Annotated in this window: 16 protein-coding genes; 2 read left to right on the top strand and 14 right to left on the bottom strand. The window is 51.1% G+C overall.

The window, feature by feature from the left end; translation table 11 throughout:
• Positions 1 to 12: 12 nt before the first annotated feature.
• The 9 genes from PV433_RS06585 to PV433_RS06545 all read right to left on the bottom strand — a co-directional run bounded on the left by PV433_RS06585 (position 13) and on the right by PV433_RS06545 (position 12,520).
• Positions 13 to 2,007, bottom strand: a complete 1,995-nt coding sequence (locus tag PV433_RS06585; RefSeq protein WP_332071387.1) for a right-handed parallel beta-helix repeat-containing protein — start codon at positions 2,005 to 2,007, stop codon at positions 13 to 15.
• Positions 2,008 to 2,032: 25 nt separating this feature from the next.
• Positions 2,033 to 3,436, bottom strand: coding sequence for an extracellular solute-binding protein (locus PV433_RS06580; RefSeq protein WP_332071386.1), 1,404 nt, complete (start codon positions 3,434 to 3,436; stop codon positions 2,033 to 2,035).
• Between the two features lie 558 nt (positions 3,437 to 3,994).
• Positions 3,995 to 4,264, bottom strand: coding sequence for a CD3324 family protein (locus PV433_RS06575; RefSeq protein WP_332071385.1), 270 nt, complete (start codon positions 4,262 to 4,264; stop codon positions 3,995 to 3,997).
• The gene (locus PV433_RS06570) at positions 4,251 to 5,186 is read right to left on the bottom strand and encodes a hypothetical protein (protein WP_332071384.1); all 936 of its coding nucleotides are present in this window, start codon (positions 5,184 to 5,186) and stop codon (positions 4,251 to 4,253) included. Before PV433_RS06570 ends, PV433_RS06575 begins: the two co-directional genes overlap by 14 nt.
• Before the next feature lie 363 nt (positions 5,187 to 5,549).
• Positions 5,550 to 6,482, bottom strand: a complete 933-nt coding sequence (locus PV433_RS06565; protein ID WP_332071383.1) for an AraC family transcriptional regulator — start codon at positions 6,480 to 6,482, stop codon at positions 5,550 to 5,552.
• 73 nt (positions 6,483 to 6,555) lie between these two features.
• Positions 6,556 to 7,878 carry an ABC transporter substrate-binding protein gene (locus PV433_RS06560; RefSeq protein ID WP_332071382.1) on the bottom strand — a complete coding sequence of 441 codons (1,323 nt, stop codon included), beginning with the start codon at positions 7,876 to 7,878 and terminating at the stop codon, positions 6,556 to 6,558.
• 177 nt (positions 7,879 to 8,055) lie between these two features.
• A complete protein-coding gene (locus PV433_RS06555; protein ID WP_332071381.1) occupies positions 8,056 to 9,384 on the bottom strand; it encodes a Gfo/Idh/MocA family protein in 1,329 nt (442 codons plus the stop codon).
• Between the two features lie 434 nt (positions 9,385 to 9,818).
• Positions 9,819 to 11,015, bottom strand: a complete 1,197-nt coding sequence (locus PV433_RS06550) for a DegT/DnrJ/EryC1/StrS family aminotransferase (protein WP_332071380.1) — start codon at positions 11,013 to 11,015, stop codon at positions 9,819 to 9,821.
• A 350-nt stretch (positions 11,016 to 11,365) separates the two neighbouring features.
• A complete protein-coding gene (locus PV433_RS06545) occupies positions 11,366 to 12,520 on the bottom strand; it encodes an ROK family transcriptional regulator (protein ID WP_332071379.1) in 1,155 nt (384 codons plus the stop codon).
• Between the two features lie 184 nt (positions 12,521 to 12,704).
• Between PV433_RS06545 and PV433_RS06540 the strand changes: the two genes are divergently transcribed.
• Positions 12,705 to 13,901, top strand: a complete 1,197-nt coding sequence (locus tag PV433_RS06540; RefSeq protein ID WP_332071378.1) for a hypothetical protein — start codon at positions 12,705 to 12,707, stop codon at positions 13,899 to 13,901.
• A 228-nt stretch (positions 13,902 to 14,129) separates the two neighbouring features.
• On the opposite strand, the gene PV433_RS06535 is transcribed toward PV433_RS06540, so the two are convergent.
• The 5 genes from PV433_RS06535 to PV433_RS06515 form a co-directional block, all read right to left on the bottom strand.
• On the bottom strand, positions 14,130 to 14,687 hold the full coding sequence (locus PV433_RS06535) for an adenylate kinase (RefSeq protein ID WP_332071377.1): 558 nt from the start codon (positions 14,685 to 14,687) through the stop codon (positions 14,130 to 14,132).
• A gap of 110 nt (positions 14,688 to 14,797) precedes the next feature.
• Positions 14,798 to 15,097: a hypothetical protein gene (locus tag PV433_RS06530; RefSeq protein ID WP_332071376.1), complete on the bottom strand. Its 300-nt coding sequence runs from the start codon at positions 15,095 to 15,097 to the stop codon at positions 14,798 to 14,800.
• Complete coding sequence (locus tag PV433_RS06525; RefSeq protein WP_332071375.1) at positions 15,081 to 15,218, bottom strand: hypothetical protein; 138 nt, start codon at positions 15,216 to 15,218, stop codon at positions 15,081 to 15,083. Before PV433_RS06525 ends, PV433_RS06530 begins: the two co-directional genes overlap by 17 nt.
• Positions 15,219 to 15,240: 22 nt before the next feature.
• Positions 15,241 to 16,116: an aminoglycoside phosphotransferase family protein gene (locus PV433_RS06520; protein WP_332071374.1), complete on the bottom strand. Its 876-nt coding sequence runs from the start codon at positions 16,114 to 16,116 to the stop codon at positions 15,241 to 15,243.
• 249 nt (positions 16,117 to 16,365) lie between these two features.
• A complete protein-coding gene (locus PV433_RS06515) occupies positions 16,366 to 16,623 on the bottom strand; it encodes a hypothetical protein (protein ID WP_332071373.1) in 258 nt (85 codons plus the stop codon).
• 304 nt (positions 16,624 to 16,927) lie between these two features.
• Between PV433_RS06515 and PV433_RS06510 the strand changes: the two genes are divergently transcribed.
• On the top strand, positions 16,928 to 17,749 hold the full coding sequence (locus PV433_RS06510) for an AraC family transcriptional regulator (RefSeq protein WP_332071372.1): 822 nt from the start codon (positions 16,928 to 16,930) through the stop codon (positions 17,747 to 17,749).
• Positions 17,750 to 17,952: the final 203 nt, after the last annotated feature.

Raw genomic sequence — 17,952 nt, 5'->3', positions numbered from 1 at the left:
GTTCGCGCCAGCTTACAAAACGCCATAGGGTTGAAACACCGGTGCAGTCGCGCCAAACGCCCCCGCCGATACACAGATCCACCCGATATGGCCGGCCGCCCCGGGAAGGTTACAAACCACTTTGTCGCCTTCCTTCCAGGCGCCTGTCGTCGGCAAACTGTTCGAATACCACGTTTTGAACCCGTGTTCGATCGTTGTGATCGGTGTTGTCCCATATACGATATCCGCTGTCGTATTGTTGTACGACTGATTGTGCGCAAGCTCGACGTTGGTGGCGCTGTCCACCAGTCGAATGCCGTACTGCTGAGTCCGGGCCGCTCCCGCCCGCGTATCGCAGATTAAGTTGTTGGCCACATTGACGCGGTCGCTGCCGACGGACACGAGGATGCCCTCGCGCAAATTGTCCACGCATTCGTTGGCATTGATGACAGCACGCTGGCAATATGTCAAGCTGATCCCGTAATAAGCGGCATTCCGGATCGTATTGCCCTCGATGACCAGATCGTTCGATGCATAACATTCGATGCCCGAGCCACCCGAGTTTTGGATCTCGTTGTTCGTTATTCGCATTCGCCCGCCGTTTGAAGAGTTGTAGATGCCGGAACCGACCGTTTGTCCGTTCGATACGAACAGATTGCCGACGATCGTGCATTCTTTGGCATATCGCGACATATCGACGCCCCTGCCGTAATAGTTCTCAAACTGGTTGCCGATCGCGGTAATCCGAATGCCGTTAATCCGAATGGCATACTGGGTCCCCAGATTCGGCTCCAGCTTGAAATTGCGGACGATATTTCCTGAGAACGTCACATGCGAGGAAGGAACGGTTCCGCCGTTGTTCGGCTTCTCGTGCGTTTCGGCTTTGAACGCCGAAATCCCGGTCAGCTCGCCGACGTTGTCCGAGACGACGATGTTGTGACAGCCGCCGGAAACGTCCACACACATGCCCGAGCCGTATCCGTTCGCCAATACAGGCTTCATCCCCAAATCGTAAAACGTACATCCCGTTACGATACTATCGACCCATTCGTTCATACCGACCCCATGGTTGCCGGTCTGCTCGAAATGACAGTTTTCGATCCGAATCCGTCTCGTCTCCGGATGGGGATACGGGTGGGCGAAGCTTCCGTAGCTTTGCACCGCGCTATTAAACGACCCGCGAAACGTACATGCGGAAAACGAAATATCGTCCACATCCCCGTCCGCAGGAGGATTGAAGTAGAAAATATGGTGGGCGTTCAGGGAAACCTCCGGATCGGTTAACCAGTTGGCATCGGCGTTCCCGTCGAACTTCATATTGCGCACCGTGATCCGTTTGGCGGTCGTCAGCTTGAACATATGAAACCAGGTGACGGACCCGTCGTGGACCGCCTTGATCACCGTCCCGTTGCCCGCCCCATGCAGCATCGTGCCGGAATGATCGGCGGTCAGTAGAAAGGCTGCACGAGTGATGGCGCTATCCGCCGAGACGATGAACGTTCCTTCCGGGAAAAAGACCGCACCTCCCTGCGCCGCATCGATGGCAAGACGGATGGCCGCCGTGTCATCCGTTACCCCGTCCCCTTTGGCGCCGAACCATTTGACGTTCAAGGAACCGTCATACATCCGCTTGAATCTCGCCCCGACGGAAGGCGATACGAGTACCGCTCCCATATTGTCCGCCGTAGACGTATCCGCCGGGTCATATAGAAAGACTCCTTCTTGTCCCGGATCCCGGACGTAGTAGAGACGAGCCGTACTCGGATTCCCTTCGGTTCGAAGCTCCGTGATCGTCGTCGTCGTGCAGCAGTTCAGGATCGGCTTCTTGCCATATACATCACCGGTAACCGCGTGTACGTCACCGGAAAAACCGCCGCTGAACCGGTGATTCAGCCAAGCGCCCGCAGCAACGGTTATTCCGCCGATCCCCGCTGTTCTTAATAAAGTTCTTCGGCTCAACGGAGACGCCAGAGCAGCCTTCCCTTCATGGTCCGAGCCATTCGATACCGTCGATTGTTCCTTTTCCAAAAGAACCATCACCTTTCAGGTCTCATTAGTTCGCGCGATCGGCGCGAATTTCGCTGAATATGCGGTCGCACAGCTGCTCAACATCGATCATGTCCGCCCAATATTCCTTCAAATGGCTCAACAGCCTCAGGCGAAGAGATTCCGAAAAAAACAAATCGTGATGCGTCCGGAACGTAAACAGGATTTCCCGGAACATCGCATAGCGGTCCGGTCTCTTCTTCCGGCCCGCAACAGGCCGTTCCCACAGCCGCCGGCAGCTGGGAAGGCTGAGCGAATGCGCCTGGATGATTTCCTGGGCTCTCTGCGACGCCATATACTGCAAAAAAAGCATAGCCTCTTCCTTATGTTCGGAATACCGGTTAACGGCGGCGCCAATGGAAAAGAAAAGAGTCGCCGGATCGTATTGGAACGGAACTGGAGATACATCAAAATCCAAGCCGGATTCGAGAAAATCGTTCAACTGCGGATAACTGGCGAGCAGCATGGATATTTTGCCTTCCCGAAACAACCGGTTAATTTCCTTGTCATCCTGCGACAAGTACAGCGGCGACATAGCGCGGTCATGCAAAATGTTTTTGCAGATGCTCATGTTGTGCGCGAGTTTTCGCCGCAGCGCTTCACTTTCCCACGGAGCTTCCCACTCGCTTCGGCTGCCGCTTTGCAGCAAAAAGATCGGCCAGCGGTTTTCCGATATGGCATGGAAGCCAAAGCCGTAACGGCCGGCGCCATTCGATAAAGCTGTCGCACTGCGGAACAACTGATCCCAAGTCCAGCTTCCGTCCGGCTCCGGAATGCCGCATTCCTCAAAATGCGCCTTGTTGTAACAGAGAACGACCGGACCAAACACAAGCGGCTGAGCACGAAGCGTTCCCCCGTCACGAAACGGCTCCAGCAGGAGCGGATGCGTCTCTTCCGGCTCCGGCAAAGGCGCAAACGTCTCGGCCAAGCCTTGCTTGACGAGCTCCTGGAATTGGTGATTGTTGACGCTGATCAGATCCATCTCGCTATGTTCGCTGCTTAATACTTCCGGTACCGGTCTGTAGTACGGAACCGTTTCGATCTGAATGCGCGGATACAACTGGTGAAAATCGTCGATCAGCTTCTCCAGCTGCAAATCGCGCAATATGGTCCGGCTGCAGTTGAAACGTAACGTCGTATGCGGATGCAGCGGTTGAACCTGATTGCCGACCCGGGGGATTTTGCGGATGAAGCCCGCCTCTTCCAGCACTTCAAGCCCTTTGCGGATCGACTTGTTGCTGAATTGAAACCGTTTCGACAAGGCCATCTCTGAAGGCAGATACGACTGAGGCGCATAGGTTCCATCGATAATCTCCTGACGAAGCGTAGCGATCACGTTGTCCAGCTGATACTGGAACCGTTCCTTGGATGGTCGGTTTATAACTCCCCCTCCTTTCTGATGTACAAACAATGGTTATTTTGTACATCAATAGTTGTTAATTGTGTAAAATTGTGTTAATTACATCTTAAAGGAGTTGTGAAACCGCTGTCAATCTTTAATTTTGTACATTAGACTCTCCGTAATCGTTCGTTTTTGTAAATCAGGACGTAAATTCGTGACATGGACAAGAATGATAAGAAAACCGTCCGGAACGATCCGGACGGTCCTTTGACGTGCGGCCCGCACTCTGGTATGTGGAAGAGAATGGGTACCTTGGCTCCAGCCGCTTATGGATGAGGTTTTGGGAGACTCTTCAACTTCAGATGAGGCCGTACCTCTCTTTCTTGCGGGCAAAACGAGTCGGCTTCGCTGAAACGAAACCTGCGTATGGGCTCTATAGCAAAATAAGAGTTTCTGGTACCCTCTATTTTCGGCCTATTGGGCTGACATTGTCAAATAGAGTCGGTTCGCACCCCTAATTAGTACGGGGAAGAGCTCATACATCCAGGCTTTTCAACAAAAGCTGCTGGGCATCGCCAGCCTCCTGAAGTATCGCTACTTCCCCTGTTCCCCTGTTACTCTCACCGTCTACTCCGTATGCAGCTCATACAAAATCCCTCGTATCCGCTCTTCGCTCAGATGATAAATTTCAGACAACTCCGTTACTCCGATCCCGTCCATATATTTCTGGTATATTTCTTTGTTCCGACGCTCCATCTCGTCCCGCGCTCCGCTTGTTTCTCCCCAACCCTTCCGTTCGGTCTGCGGAATATACAGATGCGCGCCTCTGACGTATTTCTGAATCTCCCGTATGAGACTTTCCGGCAGCACATCGCGCGCGTTTTTATACCGTTTCATGTCCGCTCCCGATCGCTTTGGTTAAGGCAAAAAAACTGCTGCGGATCTCGTCGAATCCTTCCCGGACCATTAGCGTAAACACATCCACATGTTTCATAGACATTAAGGAGTTGACCTTGCGAATATCCAGCTGCTTCATCGAGTGCAAGACACCTTGCAGAAACCGCCTTTTCTCTTGCTTCGTCAATTCGAATGTCGGACGAAAGTGTAGGTTGAAGGCAGTCGCCGACAAAACGTCGCTGCTCGGGTCTACCTTTTTCACCTTATAATAGGCAATGGCGGTGATCTCCTGCTGATCGTTGCGTAATGTCAGGATCACGTTGCTGGTCTCGACCGTTTGAAACTGGTGTTGAAAAATGATCGCATTCGGAGCATTGCCGTCATCGGTCAAAATCCGATGTACCTCTTCCAAACTCAATATATCGACGCAAATAGAAGCGGTGTCCAGTTCTTCAGGCGCCTCCCATTCGTCCATGGAAAGACGGGCGGAGACGCGCATATATTCATCCGCTGTGCGAAAGCCCAGCCGTTCGAGCAGATAAAGCTCCCGGTTCTGCAACTGCCCGAATTCCGTTTGGGCAAAATACGCCAGATACGTGCCTCCCCGCTCGATGATATCGTCTGCACACTTTTCCAGCATCCCGTTCAGAACTTCGAGATGATCGACATCAGCCTCCTGGATTGTACACGTGATAACCCCATGCCGATCCCTCAGGTCAAGCAGCATCATAGCTACAATCTTCGACTCCACCTCGGTCACATAACTTTTCCGCGGGAACGGCCATGTTTTGGGGAAAAACATAGTTCTCACTTGATCGGCATGAAGCGCCGCAGACCTTCCGTTTGCCTTTAACCAGCTGGCCATCTGCTCAAAATCGTCGTCTTGCCGGACCTCTCTAATAATCGGCTTCGAATTCGACATTCTATTCAACTCCTTGTACTTGGATAATGTTATTATGCCAGGTATTGGCACATACTGGAATCTTACGAACTTGTATAAAAAAACTCGAACAATCTCGGCAAATGATATGCCGTACCGATTGAACATAGCATATCGCCGTATTCCCGGCGGAAACCGGGTTGCGGTTGCCGATCTGCCTCATCGTAAGATTAGCTTCTAGACGAAGTATCGCCTTGCAGTTGTACCCCTCTTTCCGGCGTGGGCACGGCAAAAAACCTCCCGGCTCATCTGAGGTGCCGAGAGGTTTTTTTAGATTCCCGTACAACAGCGAAGGTCTTGGACTTTTCCAGATCGAGGATACGGCCTGCCGCTCCCCCGCTTCGCCTACCCGCGCTGTCTTAACCGCGCTACATACTGTTTGGGCGTACAGCCGTTATACTTCTGGAACAGCCGGTAAAAGTGGGTAATGTTCTCAAGCCCGACCATACGTGCCACTTCGTTAATGCTGGCGGATTTCGTCGCGAGATGCCGCTCGGCCATATGAATCCGTTTGAAATTGACGTATTCGATGAACGACGTCCCCACGACTTCCTTGAAATGCTTCGAAAAGTAACTGTAGCTCATGTTCAGCAGCTTGCACGCCTCTTTCATCTCGATTTTGTCCGTCAACTGCCGGTCGATATACTGGAACACAGGCTGGAGCGCGTGCAGGTCCGTCCGGTTGCGCACATCGGCCCGTTTTCGGTCGTTCCGGTACAGGCTGAGCAATATCTGCTTCAAGTACAGACTAACCGCGATTTCAAAACCGTCCGCCTGGGACTGCATTTCCTTGAAAATATGCCGGATGTTCTGTCCGGCCAAACGTCTCACTTCGTCACTTTCGCGAAAGATAACATTCAGCTCGCTAAGCGGACGATGATACTCGGAGAAGTAATGGTAGTAGGGCGTAATCGCCGGTTCAAAATAGGGAAGCAGCTTTACATGCATCACGAGATAGACGGCTTCGTCGCAATCGGATCGCTGGTTGGCATGCAGCTGGTTCGAGCCGATCAGCAGGACGTCCCCCTTATGCAGCCGATAGCTTTGATCGACCGTATGGAACACGACGGACCCTTTCTTGACATAGATGAACTCAAGCTCTTTGTGATAATGCCACCTCAAGAGGCCAAGCTCCCAGTCGTTCCTCACCTCGATGATCTTGATCGCCAGCAAGTCGCTCTGATAATGGATCGGTTCCACATGATCGTTCAGATGAATCATCCGTCTCCCCTTCCCGTGCATGTCCGCATGTGCCGTATCGACTTCAGACTGCGCCATGCCAACTTCCCTATAATAGATGATCTGTTACTTCAATCTATCATAAAAGAACGGTTACGGGATACGGCTTGGTTCAGCCGCCCGTCGATTTTTTCTCGGCAATCTTCAGCTTCGCCTGCTCGCTGGCATTGCGCAAAAACGTGTTCACATCCTCTTCTCCGTTGGTCAGCTTCGCTTGGATCGAGTTCAGCAGGCGGGCGACCTCGAGATCGTACGGCCCCATATTTTGAATCGGCGGCGTATTCAGGAACAGCGCTTTGACGTTTTTGCCCTGCAGCGCAGGATTGCTGCTGCCGAACTCTTCTTTCAGCTTCGGATCTTTCAGCGCAGGCAGACGGCCGACCTTGCTCAGTGCAAGCTGGCTGTCGGTGCTCGTCACGACGTCCATCACGCGGAATACTTGATCCTTGTGCTTGCTTGCGGAAGTCATGATCAGCACGAGCGAATCCAGCGCCATCAACTGTCCCCGGGTCTCCGCGTAGTTCGGATAAGAGACCAGGTCCCAGTTAAGCGGCGTACCTTTGCTTGCCAGCTCTTTCACTTGACCGAACGTATACGTCGTTACACCGGCATACATCGCCACATCCCGCTCCACGAAAAAGTTGTTCAGCTTCGTCGTCCGGTTTTCAGGCAAGTCGTACAGCTGCTTGAACGTGGTCGCGGCTTTTTTCCAGCTGTCCTGGTCCAGCGCCGGCGCTCCCGTCTTCGGATCGGTATACGATACGGCCAGCTGCGAAGCGAATTGGGTCAGCAATGACGGATAAATCGCTTTGTAGAACACGTCCCCGTCCTTGCGAGATACCCGCTTACCAAGCTCAATCACATCGTCCCAGGTCATTTTGTCGACGGGGTAGGCGACACCGAATTTATCGAAAATATCTTTATTATAAAACAACGCCGAGCTGTTATACGAGAATGGCAGCGCTGCCAATTTGAATTTCGGCGCATACGACCGGAGACTGTCGATCGTCACGTTCTCGAACCGGCCCAGATCCATCTTCTGCTCGCGAACGTAACTGTCCAGATCTTGCACGATGTTCAAGCTGAAGAAATCTTCCATGTACCCTTTCGGCGAATAGATCAAGTCCGGCGAAGCTCCGGTTGCGACCAGATCCTCCAGCTTGGTTCCCGGCGCATTTCTCACCAGGTTTAGCGTGATGTGCGGATATTTCTGGCCGACTGGTTTTACGAAATACGTTTGAAACTCTTCATCCGTCAAGTCTCCGCCATAATAGTAGATCGTTAGCGTAACCGGATCGTTGCTTATTTGTTTTGGCGCTTCCGGCGCAGTCGGGTCTCCCGCCGCCTTGCCGCCGCCCGAACCGGACGAACATGCGGATAAAGCCAGAGCAGGCAAGCACAAACCGAGCACCATCGTTTTTTTCCAAAGTTTCATGGTTGATCCCCCTTGTTTTGTTCAAAGTGAATTTGCGATACAAGTAAATCTGCATGAAAATGCAAAGATGAAAGCGTTCTCAGCTTATGGAGTTTGGAGTCCCCCGAAAGGACCCGGCGTTAGCACTCAACACATTCGTCACTTTGGGGGAAACGGTACAGTTAATCTACGGTTAATCTACAGTTGAACCTGCTGTCCGCCGACTCGGGACCGATCTGCCGCAAATCCGACAAAATGGCCGTACACCGAATCGTCGAGAGTGGTCGTAGACAGGGACGGCTCCTCGCCCCGGACGACGCGCAGGAAATCGGTTACAAGCCGCATATCGCCGCCGCCATGCATATTATCGGTCACATCGACGTTCACCTGCTCTTCCCGGTAACCGTGGGTTGCCGACAAGTCCGGATAACGGAGCGTGAAAAAGCCGTCTTCCAACACGCCTTCAATCTCGCCGCGGGTGCCGACCAGATGCAGGCGGCGGCACGGTTTGGCGGTATTGCCGTTCAAGCTGAACGTGCCCGTCCCTCCGTCCGCAAACTCCACAACAACCGCTTGATGATCGACGACATCGTTATCGCTTGCCCATACACATCTTCCGAACGGATTGTCCGTGCAAAGCGATTCCCGTTTTTGCTCCTCGGTAGGCCGCTCGCCCAGATGCTCAATCCCGTGCCATACATAGGCGCCCCACAGGTTGAGTTCCAGATACATCTTTTTGGCGGAATATTCACAGCTGTCGACGAGCGGACAGTCCACGAGACATCTCGTGCCCGCCCCGGCCGGCTTTTGCTCTTCGCGGAAAAACATCCGCCCCCCCATACTGGAGACATGCTTCGGCCGGATGCCCGCTTTCATCCATACCATCAAATCCAGATCGTGACAGCATTTGGCCATCAACATCGAGGAACCGCCGCTCTTCTGGCTGTTCCACTTGCCGCGCACGTACGCGCTGGCAATATGGTGGTAGCTTACGTTTTCCGCAAACTGCATGTTGATGATTTCGCCGATCGCTCCTTCGAGAATCCGCTTGCGAATCTCCGCGTAGAACGGCGCGAATCTCAATTCGTGGCAAATCATTACCGTGCGCCCCAACCGGTTCGCCGCCGCCTGCAGTTCGCGTACTTCCTCCTCGGACACTCCGATCGGCTTCTCCAGAAGGACATCGTAGCCCGCTTCCAGTAAAGGCAGCGTCGTCGCCACGTGCAGATAATCCATCGTGCCGTTAAAGGCGACATCCGCAATGAGCGGTCCGGCTGTCATTTGTTCGATCGACGTATAGCAGCGCTCCGGCGGGAGACGGTAGGCGTCCATCGCCATCTTCCTCCGTACGTCGTCCGGTTCAACGACCCCTACGATCTCCAGCTCGTCGGCATGCGAGACGGAATACGACGCATACAGCATACTCCGGTGTCCGGCACCGATAATAACGGCACGTATCGGATTTTGTTTTGGTTGTGTACTGCGCTTCCCCTCCCCCTGTTCGATATGCTCCTCTAATTGCCTCATAAGTATCGTCCCCTCCTGAGAAGAGGATACCTCGGATGACCTCCTTTCGGATATGACGGTTTTTAACCCGTTCTTATCCTTTTTTACGGTGGGGGTTATCGGAGAGCCTGTCAGCCGAATCGGTCCGATCAGGAAAACCGTCCGGGAAACATCCGAACGGTCCTTCAGCATGGTCAACCTGCACGTTTGATCGTTGGAAGGGATGGTGAAAATTACGCATCTTGCGCGAATAACGGAAGTCATTCTTCCGCTACAAGAAGGATAACCGGCGATTCCCGCGGTAGTTACGTCATACGAAAAAAAAGAACCGCATCCAAATGCGGCCCTGCAAACGATTCCAGCGCTTTCAGCCATCTATTTATCCACTTCCCTCTATAAGAGCAGCTCATTGTCAGACAGGCTGTCATTTCGTTGAAGTTCATTTCCGCCAACTATTAAAAAGACGCAGCCACCTTACGTACAGCCTCGATCAGATCGTCGGCATCTTCGTCCGTCATCGATTGATGAAGCGATACGGATATCGCCCTGCTTAGCCAATCCAGCGTACGCGGGCACATATCTGGAGCGTATTCCACATGGCCTTTATAATGCTCATTCGTCCATGGATTGTCTTTGTCCGATATCGCTACCTTATTCATCACGTAAGTCCAGTTTTTATAGATGTGCCGGTCTGCGAAGCCGTTATTATCGATCGTACCGTTCGGGATTCCTTCCTGCTGCAATTCACTTGAGAACCGCTGCGCTTGCGCCACTGTCGGCAAGTAAAACACGAGACTGTACGAGACATCCCCTGCCGGGTCCGGTATACGTTGCAGCTGGATGTTCGGAATATCGCGAATCCCTTCCACGATCCGGCCTTTCAGCCTCTTCAGCCGATCTACGAGCGAATCGATTCGCTGTGATTGAGCCATGGCCAGAGCGGCATTCAGCTCGCTCATCCGGTAATTCTCCCCGGGGAACGGATCAAAGTCGACGCTGCTTTCTGTCCCCCAGCGCGCGAAGCGGTCTTTGCCCCAAAACGTAAACGCCGAATCATGGTAAATACTCGCCCGGGCATAAACCGAATAATCGCTCGTCAGCAGCATCCCGCCTTCGCCAGCCGTAACCAGCTTGTATTGCTGAAAGCTGAGGCAGCCGGCATGGCCTAGCGAACCGAGGGCCCTTCCTTTATACGATCCGCCGTTCGCTTGAGCCACATCCTCGATTACGGTCAGACCAGCTTTGTCCGCAATCGCCAATATCTCGTCCATCTGGCAAGGAACGCCTCGCATATGCACCGGAATGACAGCTTTTGTATGCGGCGTAATGGCAGCCTCGAAAGCTTGCGGGTCCATCGTCAAACTATCGTCCACTTCGACGATGATCGGAACGGCTCGAGCGATCAGTACAGCTGTTGCCGTGGCGATATACGTATAGGAAGGAATTATAACTTCGTCCCCCGGACCGACTCCAGCCCCGATCAAAGCCGAGATGAGGGCGGATGTGCCGGCATTAACAGCCAAACCGTGCTTCACTTTTGTCCGTTCCTTATACATTTGCTCGAGTGCGTAAGCTTCCGACTGATCCTGTCTGCCGCCGTAACGGAACAAGCGTTTCTTCTGCAGGACTCGCAGCACGTAGTCTTTCTCCAAGTCCCCAATCTCTTCTGAACTTATCAGCCCGAATGACCAAGGCTTTGTCCGCACGGGTTTGCGGTCATTACATTTGCTCGCTTCCATCGGGATCACTCCTAGAAGATTTAATTTAATTTATATTTTAAATTATATAACAGATAATCATTTTAGTAAATACAAAATATAAATTATATCTTCAAAAATATGTTCGTTATCAGCAGTTAAAAGAATAGCTTCTATTCGAGGCCTTTTCCACGATGAAATAAAGGAACTCCTTTCCGTTACTTCGTCTATTCTGTTGCTCGAGAATAAACGATTAGCGAAAAAAGTTCCTTCATGATCAGGAATGTATGAAGTAGCTTCCACCCTTACGCCAGAATCGATGTACCAGCCAAGGCGAGCGCGCCCATCATGCCTTGATTGTGGCCGTAAGAACTGGTAAGCAGCCGTAAATTTACGGTAGCATAGCGATTGGCACGCAGCAGAATCGTTCGTTTCGTTTCCTCGAAGACGATCGGCAGATTCTCGAATACGGGACCGCTTATATAGATGACTTCGGGATTAAATAAATTGACCGTATTGCTCAAAGCGATTCCGATCGCTTTGCCGGCGGAGATACAAACGTCGATCGCGGTCTTGTCGTTCTTCTTGATCGCATCCAGAACCGACTCTTGGTTGCCCGATTCACGCTGGTACGCCGACTCGATCATCGGAAACGTGACAAGGTTTTCCAGACATCCGTAGTTGCCGCATAAGCATCTTCCGGCGCGTTCGTCCGCCGTAATATGGCCCAGAAGTCCGCCTACGTTGTTAAAACCCCGCAGCAGTTGCCCGTTAATCGTAATTCCAGCTACGATACTGTAAGCAATATGTACGATAATAAAATCGTTAACCAATTTGGCCTGCCCGAACACTTTCTCGGCGACTGCCATGGCCCGTCCGCTTTCGTCCAAAAAAACAGGGCATCCCAGATGGCGCTCCAATACCGATACGATATCCAGCTCTTCCCAATCTGCGATATTAGGCACATTAACGATGCGTCTTCGAGCGGCATCCACAATGCCGCTTACTCCAATCCCCGCCGCATCGATCTCGGATGCCGATATGCCCGCATCTTCAAGAAACCGGCTGATTTTATCGAGCATGGCCGGTAGAGGGTCCTTATCGCGCTTGAACTCTTCAATTAAACAAACTTGCTCCCGAATGATCGTAAGGTTGCTGTCGGATAAAGCTATTCGGAAAAGGTAACCTCCGATATCGATCCCCAAGTAACGAAACTTGTTTGGATTGATTTGCAGCATCACTTCTTTTCTGCCCATGCCTTGGCCGACCCGCTCGCCCTCCACAACATATTGCCGGTCTATCAGCTCTTTGCTCATATTGGTTATGCTGGCTTGCGATAAACCCATCGCCTCGGCGAGCGCCTTGCGCGATATGCCGTCATGCCGGCGAATCCATCGAAGAGCCTCGATTTCGCGTTCGTTTAATGCTTTCATAGTATCGTTCATGATCTCTTCACGCATGGTGTCGGTTCATCCTTCCGGCCTTCAATATAATTTATTCTATAAAGCATATCACGACTACCTCTCTTCGTTCAAATCTGGAGAGGAGGCAAGGAAGCTCGCATTTAAATTCAAATAATTAATTTACAACATCATTTATTCATAATATATTTAAATAAATAAATTATATGAAGGGGTGATCGATATGACCGGAACGTTGAAAGCCGCTTTCGGAAAAGTAAATATTACGCCCGAAGAAACGATGCCTTTGCAAGGATACGACCCGAGGCAATTCGCGGCTGATCCGGCAACGGATATTTTGGATGAGCTGTATGCCAGAATCGCCATATTGGACGATGGACAAAACCGATGCGTGATCGTCAGCCCGGACTGCGGCCTGTCCAATGAAGATTTCGTGGAGGTGCCCGATCCGTCCGGACGTCCATGGCTTTATCGCGGGTTCAGCAATACGTTTCCATCCGGTACCCGCCGGTCCTGGGCGGAAGCCGCAGGCGTTGCGGAAGAACACGTGACCGTGAATGCGACGCATACGCATAGCGCCCCGGTTCACTTCAGCGTGAAATACACGTCCCGCATTCGCGACAAGATTCGCGAGTTAACGCAATCCCTTGTGCCCGTGCGACTGAAAGTTGGTTCAGGGTGTTGCAGCATCTCCGCGAACCGCAGACCCGGACTAAAAGCGAACCCTGAACTTCCGGTCGACAAGTCGCTCTACGTACTCCTCTTCGAATCGTTGGACGGCAAACCGCTTGCAAGCATCGTCAATTGCGCCGTGCATCCAACGATGGTGTGGAATAGCGCAAATAGGATCAGTTCGGAGATGGTCGGACTCGCGATGAACTCGGTCGAGAACGATTTTGGAGACGGCTTTGTCTCGCTGTTCCTGCAAGGATTCACCGGGGATGTCGGCCCGCTCCTATGCGGTCCTACCAGCGGGATGAAAGAGGATACTTATCCGTTTGCCGTCGAGGCGGGACGGAAGCTGCGCGGCGATATTGCCGAAGCGATGGGACGAATGTCGGAGGTTTCCTCCCTACCGCTGAAGACGGCGCAAAGCATCGTGAAGCTGCCGACCGTGGGCGGGTTCCACCGTTCTCACATGGATGTTGTCCTAATGGCTGTACGTTTGGGGGAGTTGGCTATTTTGACGGCTTCCGGGGAAATATTCAATGGATATGTCGGCAAAATCGGGGCGAAATCGCCCTTTGCCCATACGCTATTCAGTTGCCTCGGCAATGGATATACCGGCTACCTGCCGACCCCGGAAGCATTCCGCGACGGCTTGGGGGGCTATGAAATGAAGACGACACCCTTCACGGAGTCGGCTTGCGAACCGTTCACGCTTGGCTCTATCGAATTGTTGGAAAAGCTGATGTCCTGATCGCATGGGCTGCAGACTGATTTAACGGAATCATGGGTAGCTGCGATGGATCGACCGCCGTCATGCAGCAAAACACCGCGCGCTGTGAACTGCGCGCGGTGCGAAAGAAAAGGAGTCAAAGCTCGTCCACGTAGGATAGCACAGTCCGATGAAGCACGGCATTCAATGAAGCACGATATTCACAAAAGCGAAGCGTCCATGTCGCCTTTGGGCGAATAGTACCTTCTACTATTTGTTTATTAAATAAGCTACAACCTGATCCAATGTAAGATTGAAATTCGAGGAGCTTTCGAAATAAGGAAGATTGTGCACTTCGCACTCTTCTTTATACCTCGCGCTGTCTGCACGAATCCTCTTCATTTCAGCCAGCGCTTCGATGTGGCTCAGGTCCTTGAACCCGTCATTTTCGGTGGCGCTGGAGTGAAGCTTCATCTCTTCAACAGCTGTCACATCCAACTCAGATTGACCGATGAAACAGCATCTCACGTCCCCCGCAAATTTTTGTTGAAACTCCGCAACGAATGCCGGCAGCAGTTGAACCCCTTCTACGGTGTAATCGATTCCGTTTCCGACCTTCGCGGTCAGCATAGGATCTACTATTTTCCACATACGTTGTCCTGTGATAAAGTCACCTTCGGTAGGATGAACTCCTAGTTCCGGCACGCCATTTGCAAGTCCCATCATTAAATAATCCAATGAAAAATAAGGAATTCCCGCTTCATTTACAATTCTGTTGGCCTTAGTAGTTTTCCCGCTTCTAGAAGCGCCACCGATTAAATAAAGCATATGGACCTCCCAGTCAATAGAATTGTTCCAAACTTCTACTATTTCACAAGCTTAGCTTCAATCGCGGCCCTACTGCGATTCTAAATTGATAGTTCAACCTTTTCTCTCCATTAGTTTAATAACCATTCGTTAAATTCTTTTTCAATAATCGAGGCTCCTCTATCATAGTTGGACAGGATTGCGAGTGTATCTCCGCTTTGCATGTACATTTTAAGAGTTGAATTAATGCCCGGGAACCCTCCGTTGTGACCGATAATCCGTTCACCTTTGCTCATTTGTTCGGCAAAACCATACCCATATTTATGAGTGGGGGCCACTTCCACCAATCCTCGGGTAACGAACTCCGTCATTTCAGAACTTAATAACTTCTTATTCTGAACCGCAATGTCAAAGTTATGTAAATCCTCCACGGTCGAACTCGCCGTGCCTGGCCACAAGAACAGCACCTGAGAAAACGTCTTCGCCGCTAAGTTTACCGGCGAATTCCTCCACCTTTACGACAAGTTCCTTCTCGCCGATTCTCAAATTCATAAAGTCACCACCTTTTCATCTATCATGTTTTCGATTCCAGTTGTTTCACGGTTTTTTTGAAAAACCGCATGGTGTCCTCATACTGAGGCCGATTGGCGTAGTAATTCAAAAAATCCAATCCGATCCATACATGAAACAGGTTTTCAAATTGATAAAAATCGCTTTTTCTGCAATCCGTTGTGTAATGCTCCATAAAACAAGCTCTATATCGTTCAAATTCGTCAGCGTTGTACTTAAATTTCATCCAATAGGTCATTCTCGACAGGTCGGCGATCCAGTTGTACGACATGGCGTCGTCCCAATCGATTAAAGTAAGCTCTCCCTTCTCGTCAACGATTACATTTTTCGTCGATAAATCGCCATGACACAATACGGAGGGGTGGCCGTCACATAATCGTAGTCTGTCGGTAACCAAGTTCTTTATTTCGAGCAAGCTGGTTTTATCGAATAATTGCTTGTTGATCAAGTTTTTCGCTCTCTCGTCAAACTCGTCACTAATAAAATCAGTCAAGGACGGGTACCCGGCTATTCCTCCCCCGATGTAGCCGAAGTTTTTAATACGGATCTTGTGGATGCGGGATACCAGCTTCGCGAGCTTTTCGTAAAAGGCTAAACCTGCCTGTTCGTTAAACGCGATTTGATCCGCAGTTTTTCCGGGCATACATTCCTCAATCACATATCCGGTAGGAAATTGAGGATCGCTCCGATCAAACTCGATAATCGTTGCGCAGCCAATCTTATGTTCAATCAGCTGCCGATTGACAAATAGAAGCTTCCTGTCTTCCGGCCAGTTTCGCTGCTTGTATATTTTAAAAATGTAAGGTTTGTTTTGCACCCACATTTTATAGACGGTATTGTTCGGAACGTTTTCGACTTTTCGGGGTATAAGAGCGCCCAATCCCCATATTCACTTACTGTTGCGCTCCTTACACCTTACTAACGGTTACTCCCCATTCTGCTAAAAGGGTATTCTCGCGTTCGTGCAAAAATTAATTTGCACTTTTCTTCATCAGTTCCTCAATCAAAATCCCGTTAATTTTCAAACCTTTTATGTTGCAATTCGATATTTCTACATTCGTCAGATCGGAATCCAGGATCTTGCTGTTCGGCATACTTACGTGTTCGATCGTATTTGTTGTACTTCCCATCAACCGGCGTGAACGCGCAGCTCGTGATCGTTGCATTCCCAATTCAGAATAGCGGCTCCGTCGCCGTACTTTAATCGGATGTTCGTTGAATCGGTTTTGGCGGTCAGATCGATTCTTACAGGTACCGAATACGTTCCGGGTGCAACCACAGAGCCGTCGTCACGCGGACATGTGATACAGATCCCGTCCGGATCGTGCGACATCTTAACATTGCCGCGAGGTTCGAGCATTTCCAGCTTGCTTTTAAACACTTGCACGGGATGATTCCTCCTCTGACTATGCAACGATTGAAAGGCGATGCAGCCAACCTTTCTTTCTATGAAACGATAAATCTCTTCCTTTTCATACATCTGCCGTTTATGAAATCACTCTCTTAAACAATTGGATACGCCAACACGAGTCGGAGAAAAGTTTTTTCGACCGATTTCAAATAACATACCCGATCTTGGAAATCAGCTCCGAATGAAGGCTTCCGTTGCCCGTTTGCCGGCGATCTTTTACAATAGATGCAAGCGCTGTCTTTATGCGCAAACGCTGACCCGCGAGTGAGGTGCGTTACCAATGGCCCCCGGATGTACATGGCTCGATGTATTTGCTTACCGCTCGGACTACAAGATGCCCTCGAAATTTCACAGTCATCCCGAATACGAGATTTATTACGTTCATGACGGCGGCTGTACCTACTTGATTGGCGAGACGTTTTATGAGCTGGCCCCCGGAGATCTGATCATCATGAACGGCATGAGCCAGCACGGCCCGATCGGCATGGAATCGTGCGAGCGCACGATGATCCGGTTCGATGAGGCAAGCACGCTGCCGTTCATTCAGACTCCCGGCGCGATCGATCTGCTGCTCCCCTTCCGTACGATCCGTAATCAACGCTGGCGTCTCGAGGGGGAGTGCAAAGCCGAGGCGGAACAAATTCTGTCGAAGCTCGACCGGTTTGTAAATCAGCCCGGCCAGCTCGGCTTGAGCCGTCTTCGCAACGCGTTTTGCGAACTGCTCCTGTTCATCTGGGAGTGCGGCGAATCGGATCTTTCCGAGCCGGCGCCTCTTTTGACCAAGGAGTCCAACGTACGCAATATTCTGTCGTATATCGAAAATCATTACATGGAGGAGCTGACGCTCGACCGGCTCGCCGACAGCATCCATCTGAGCAAATTTTATATGGTGAAGATCTTTAAGGAACTAACGGGAATGACGGTGTTCGAATACATCAATAAGCGCAGAATCAGTCAGGCGAAGCTGCTGTTTATGTTTAACAAGAAACGGACGGTCACCGAGGTGAGCCTTGAGGTAGGCTTCAAGCAGGTCGCCCACTTCTCCCGCAATTTCAAACAGCTCGTCGGAAAAACGCCCGAGCAATACCGCAGCTTCGTCTGAAACCGGGTAACGGGTAAAAATAGCAATTTCGGATAAACGCCACGGCGATATCGACACGTTGGTAGCAAGACGTGTATCGGCTCCCGTGGTATATTTTTTTTGAAAACGCTTATATCGCGGGTTTATGGAGGAGGGAGTCAAAAAATACGGGGTATACAGCAATGCCGTTCATCACAGTGAATACGAGTACAAGGGGGATTCGA

The organism is Paenibacillus sp. GYB004 (assembly GCF_036577605.1).
Lineage (GTDB): Bacteria > Bacillota > Bacilli > Paenibacillales > NBRC-103111 > Paenibacillus_AB > Paenibacillus_AB oceani.
Note: the sequence above shows the minus strand (reverse complement) of the source record. Positions and strands in the feature narration are given on the sequence as shown.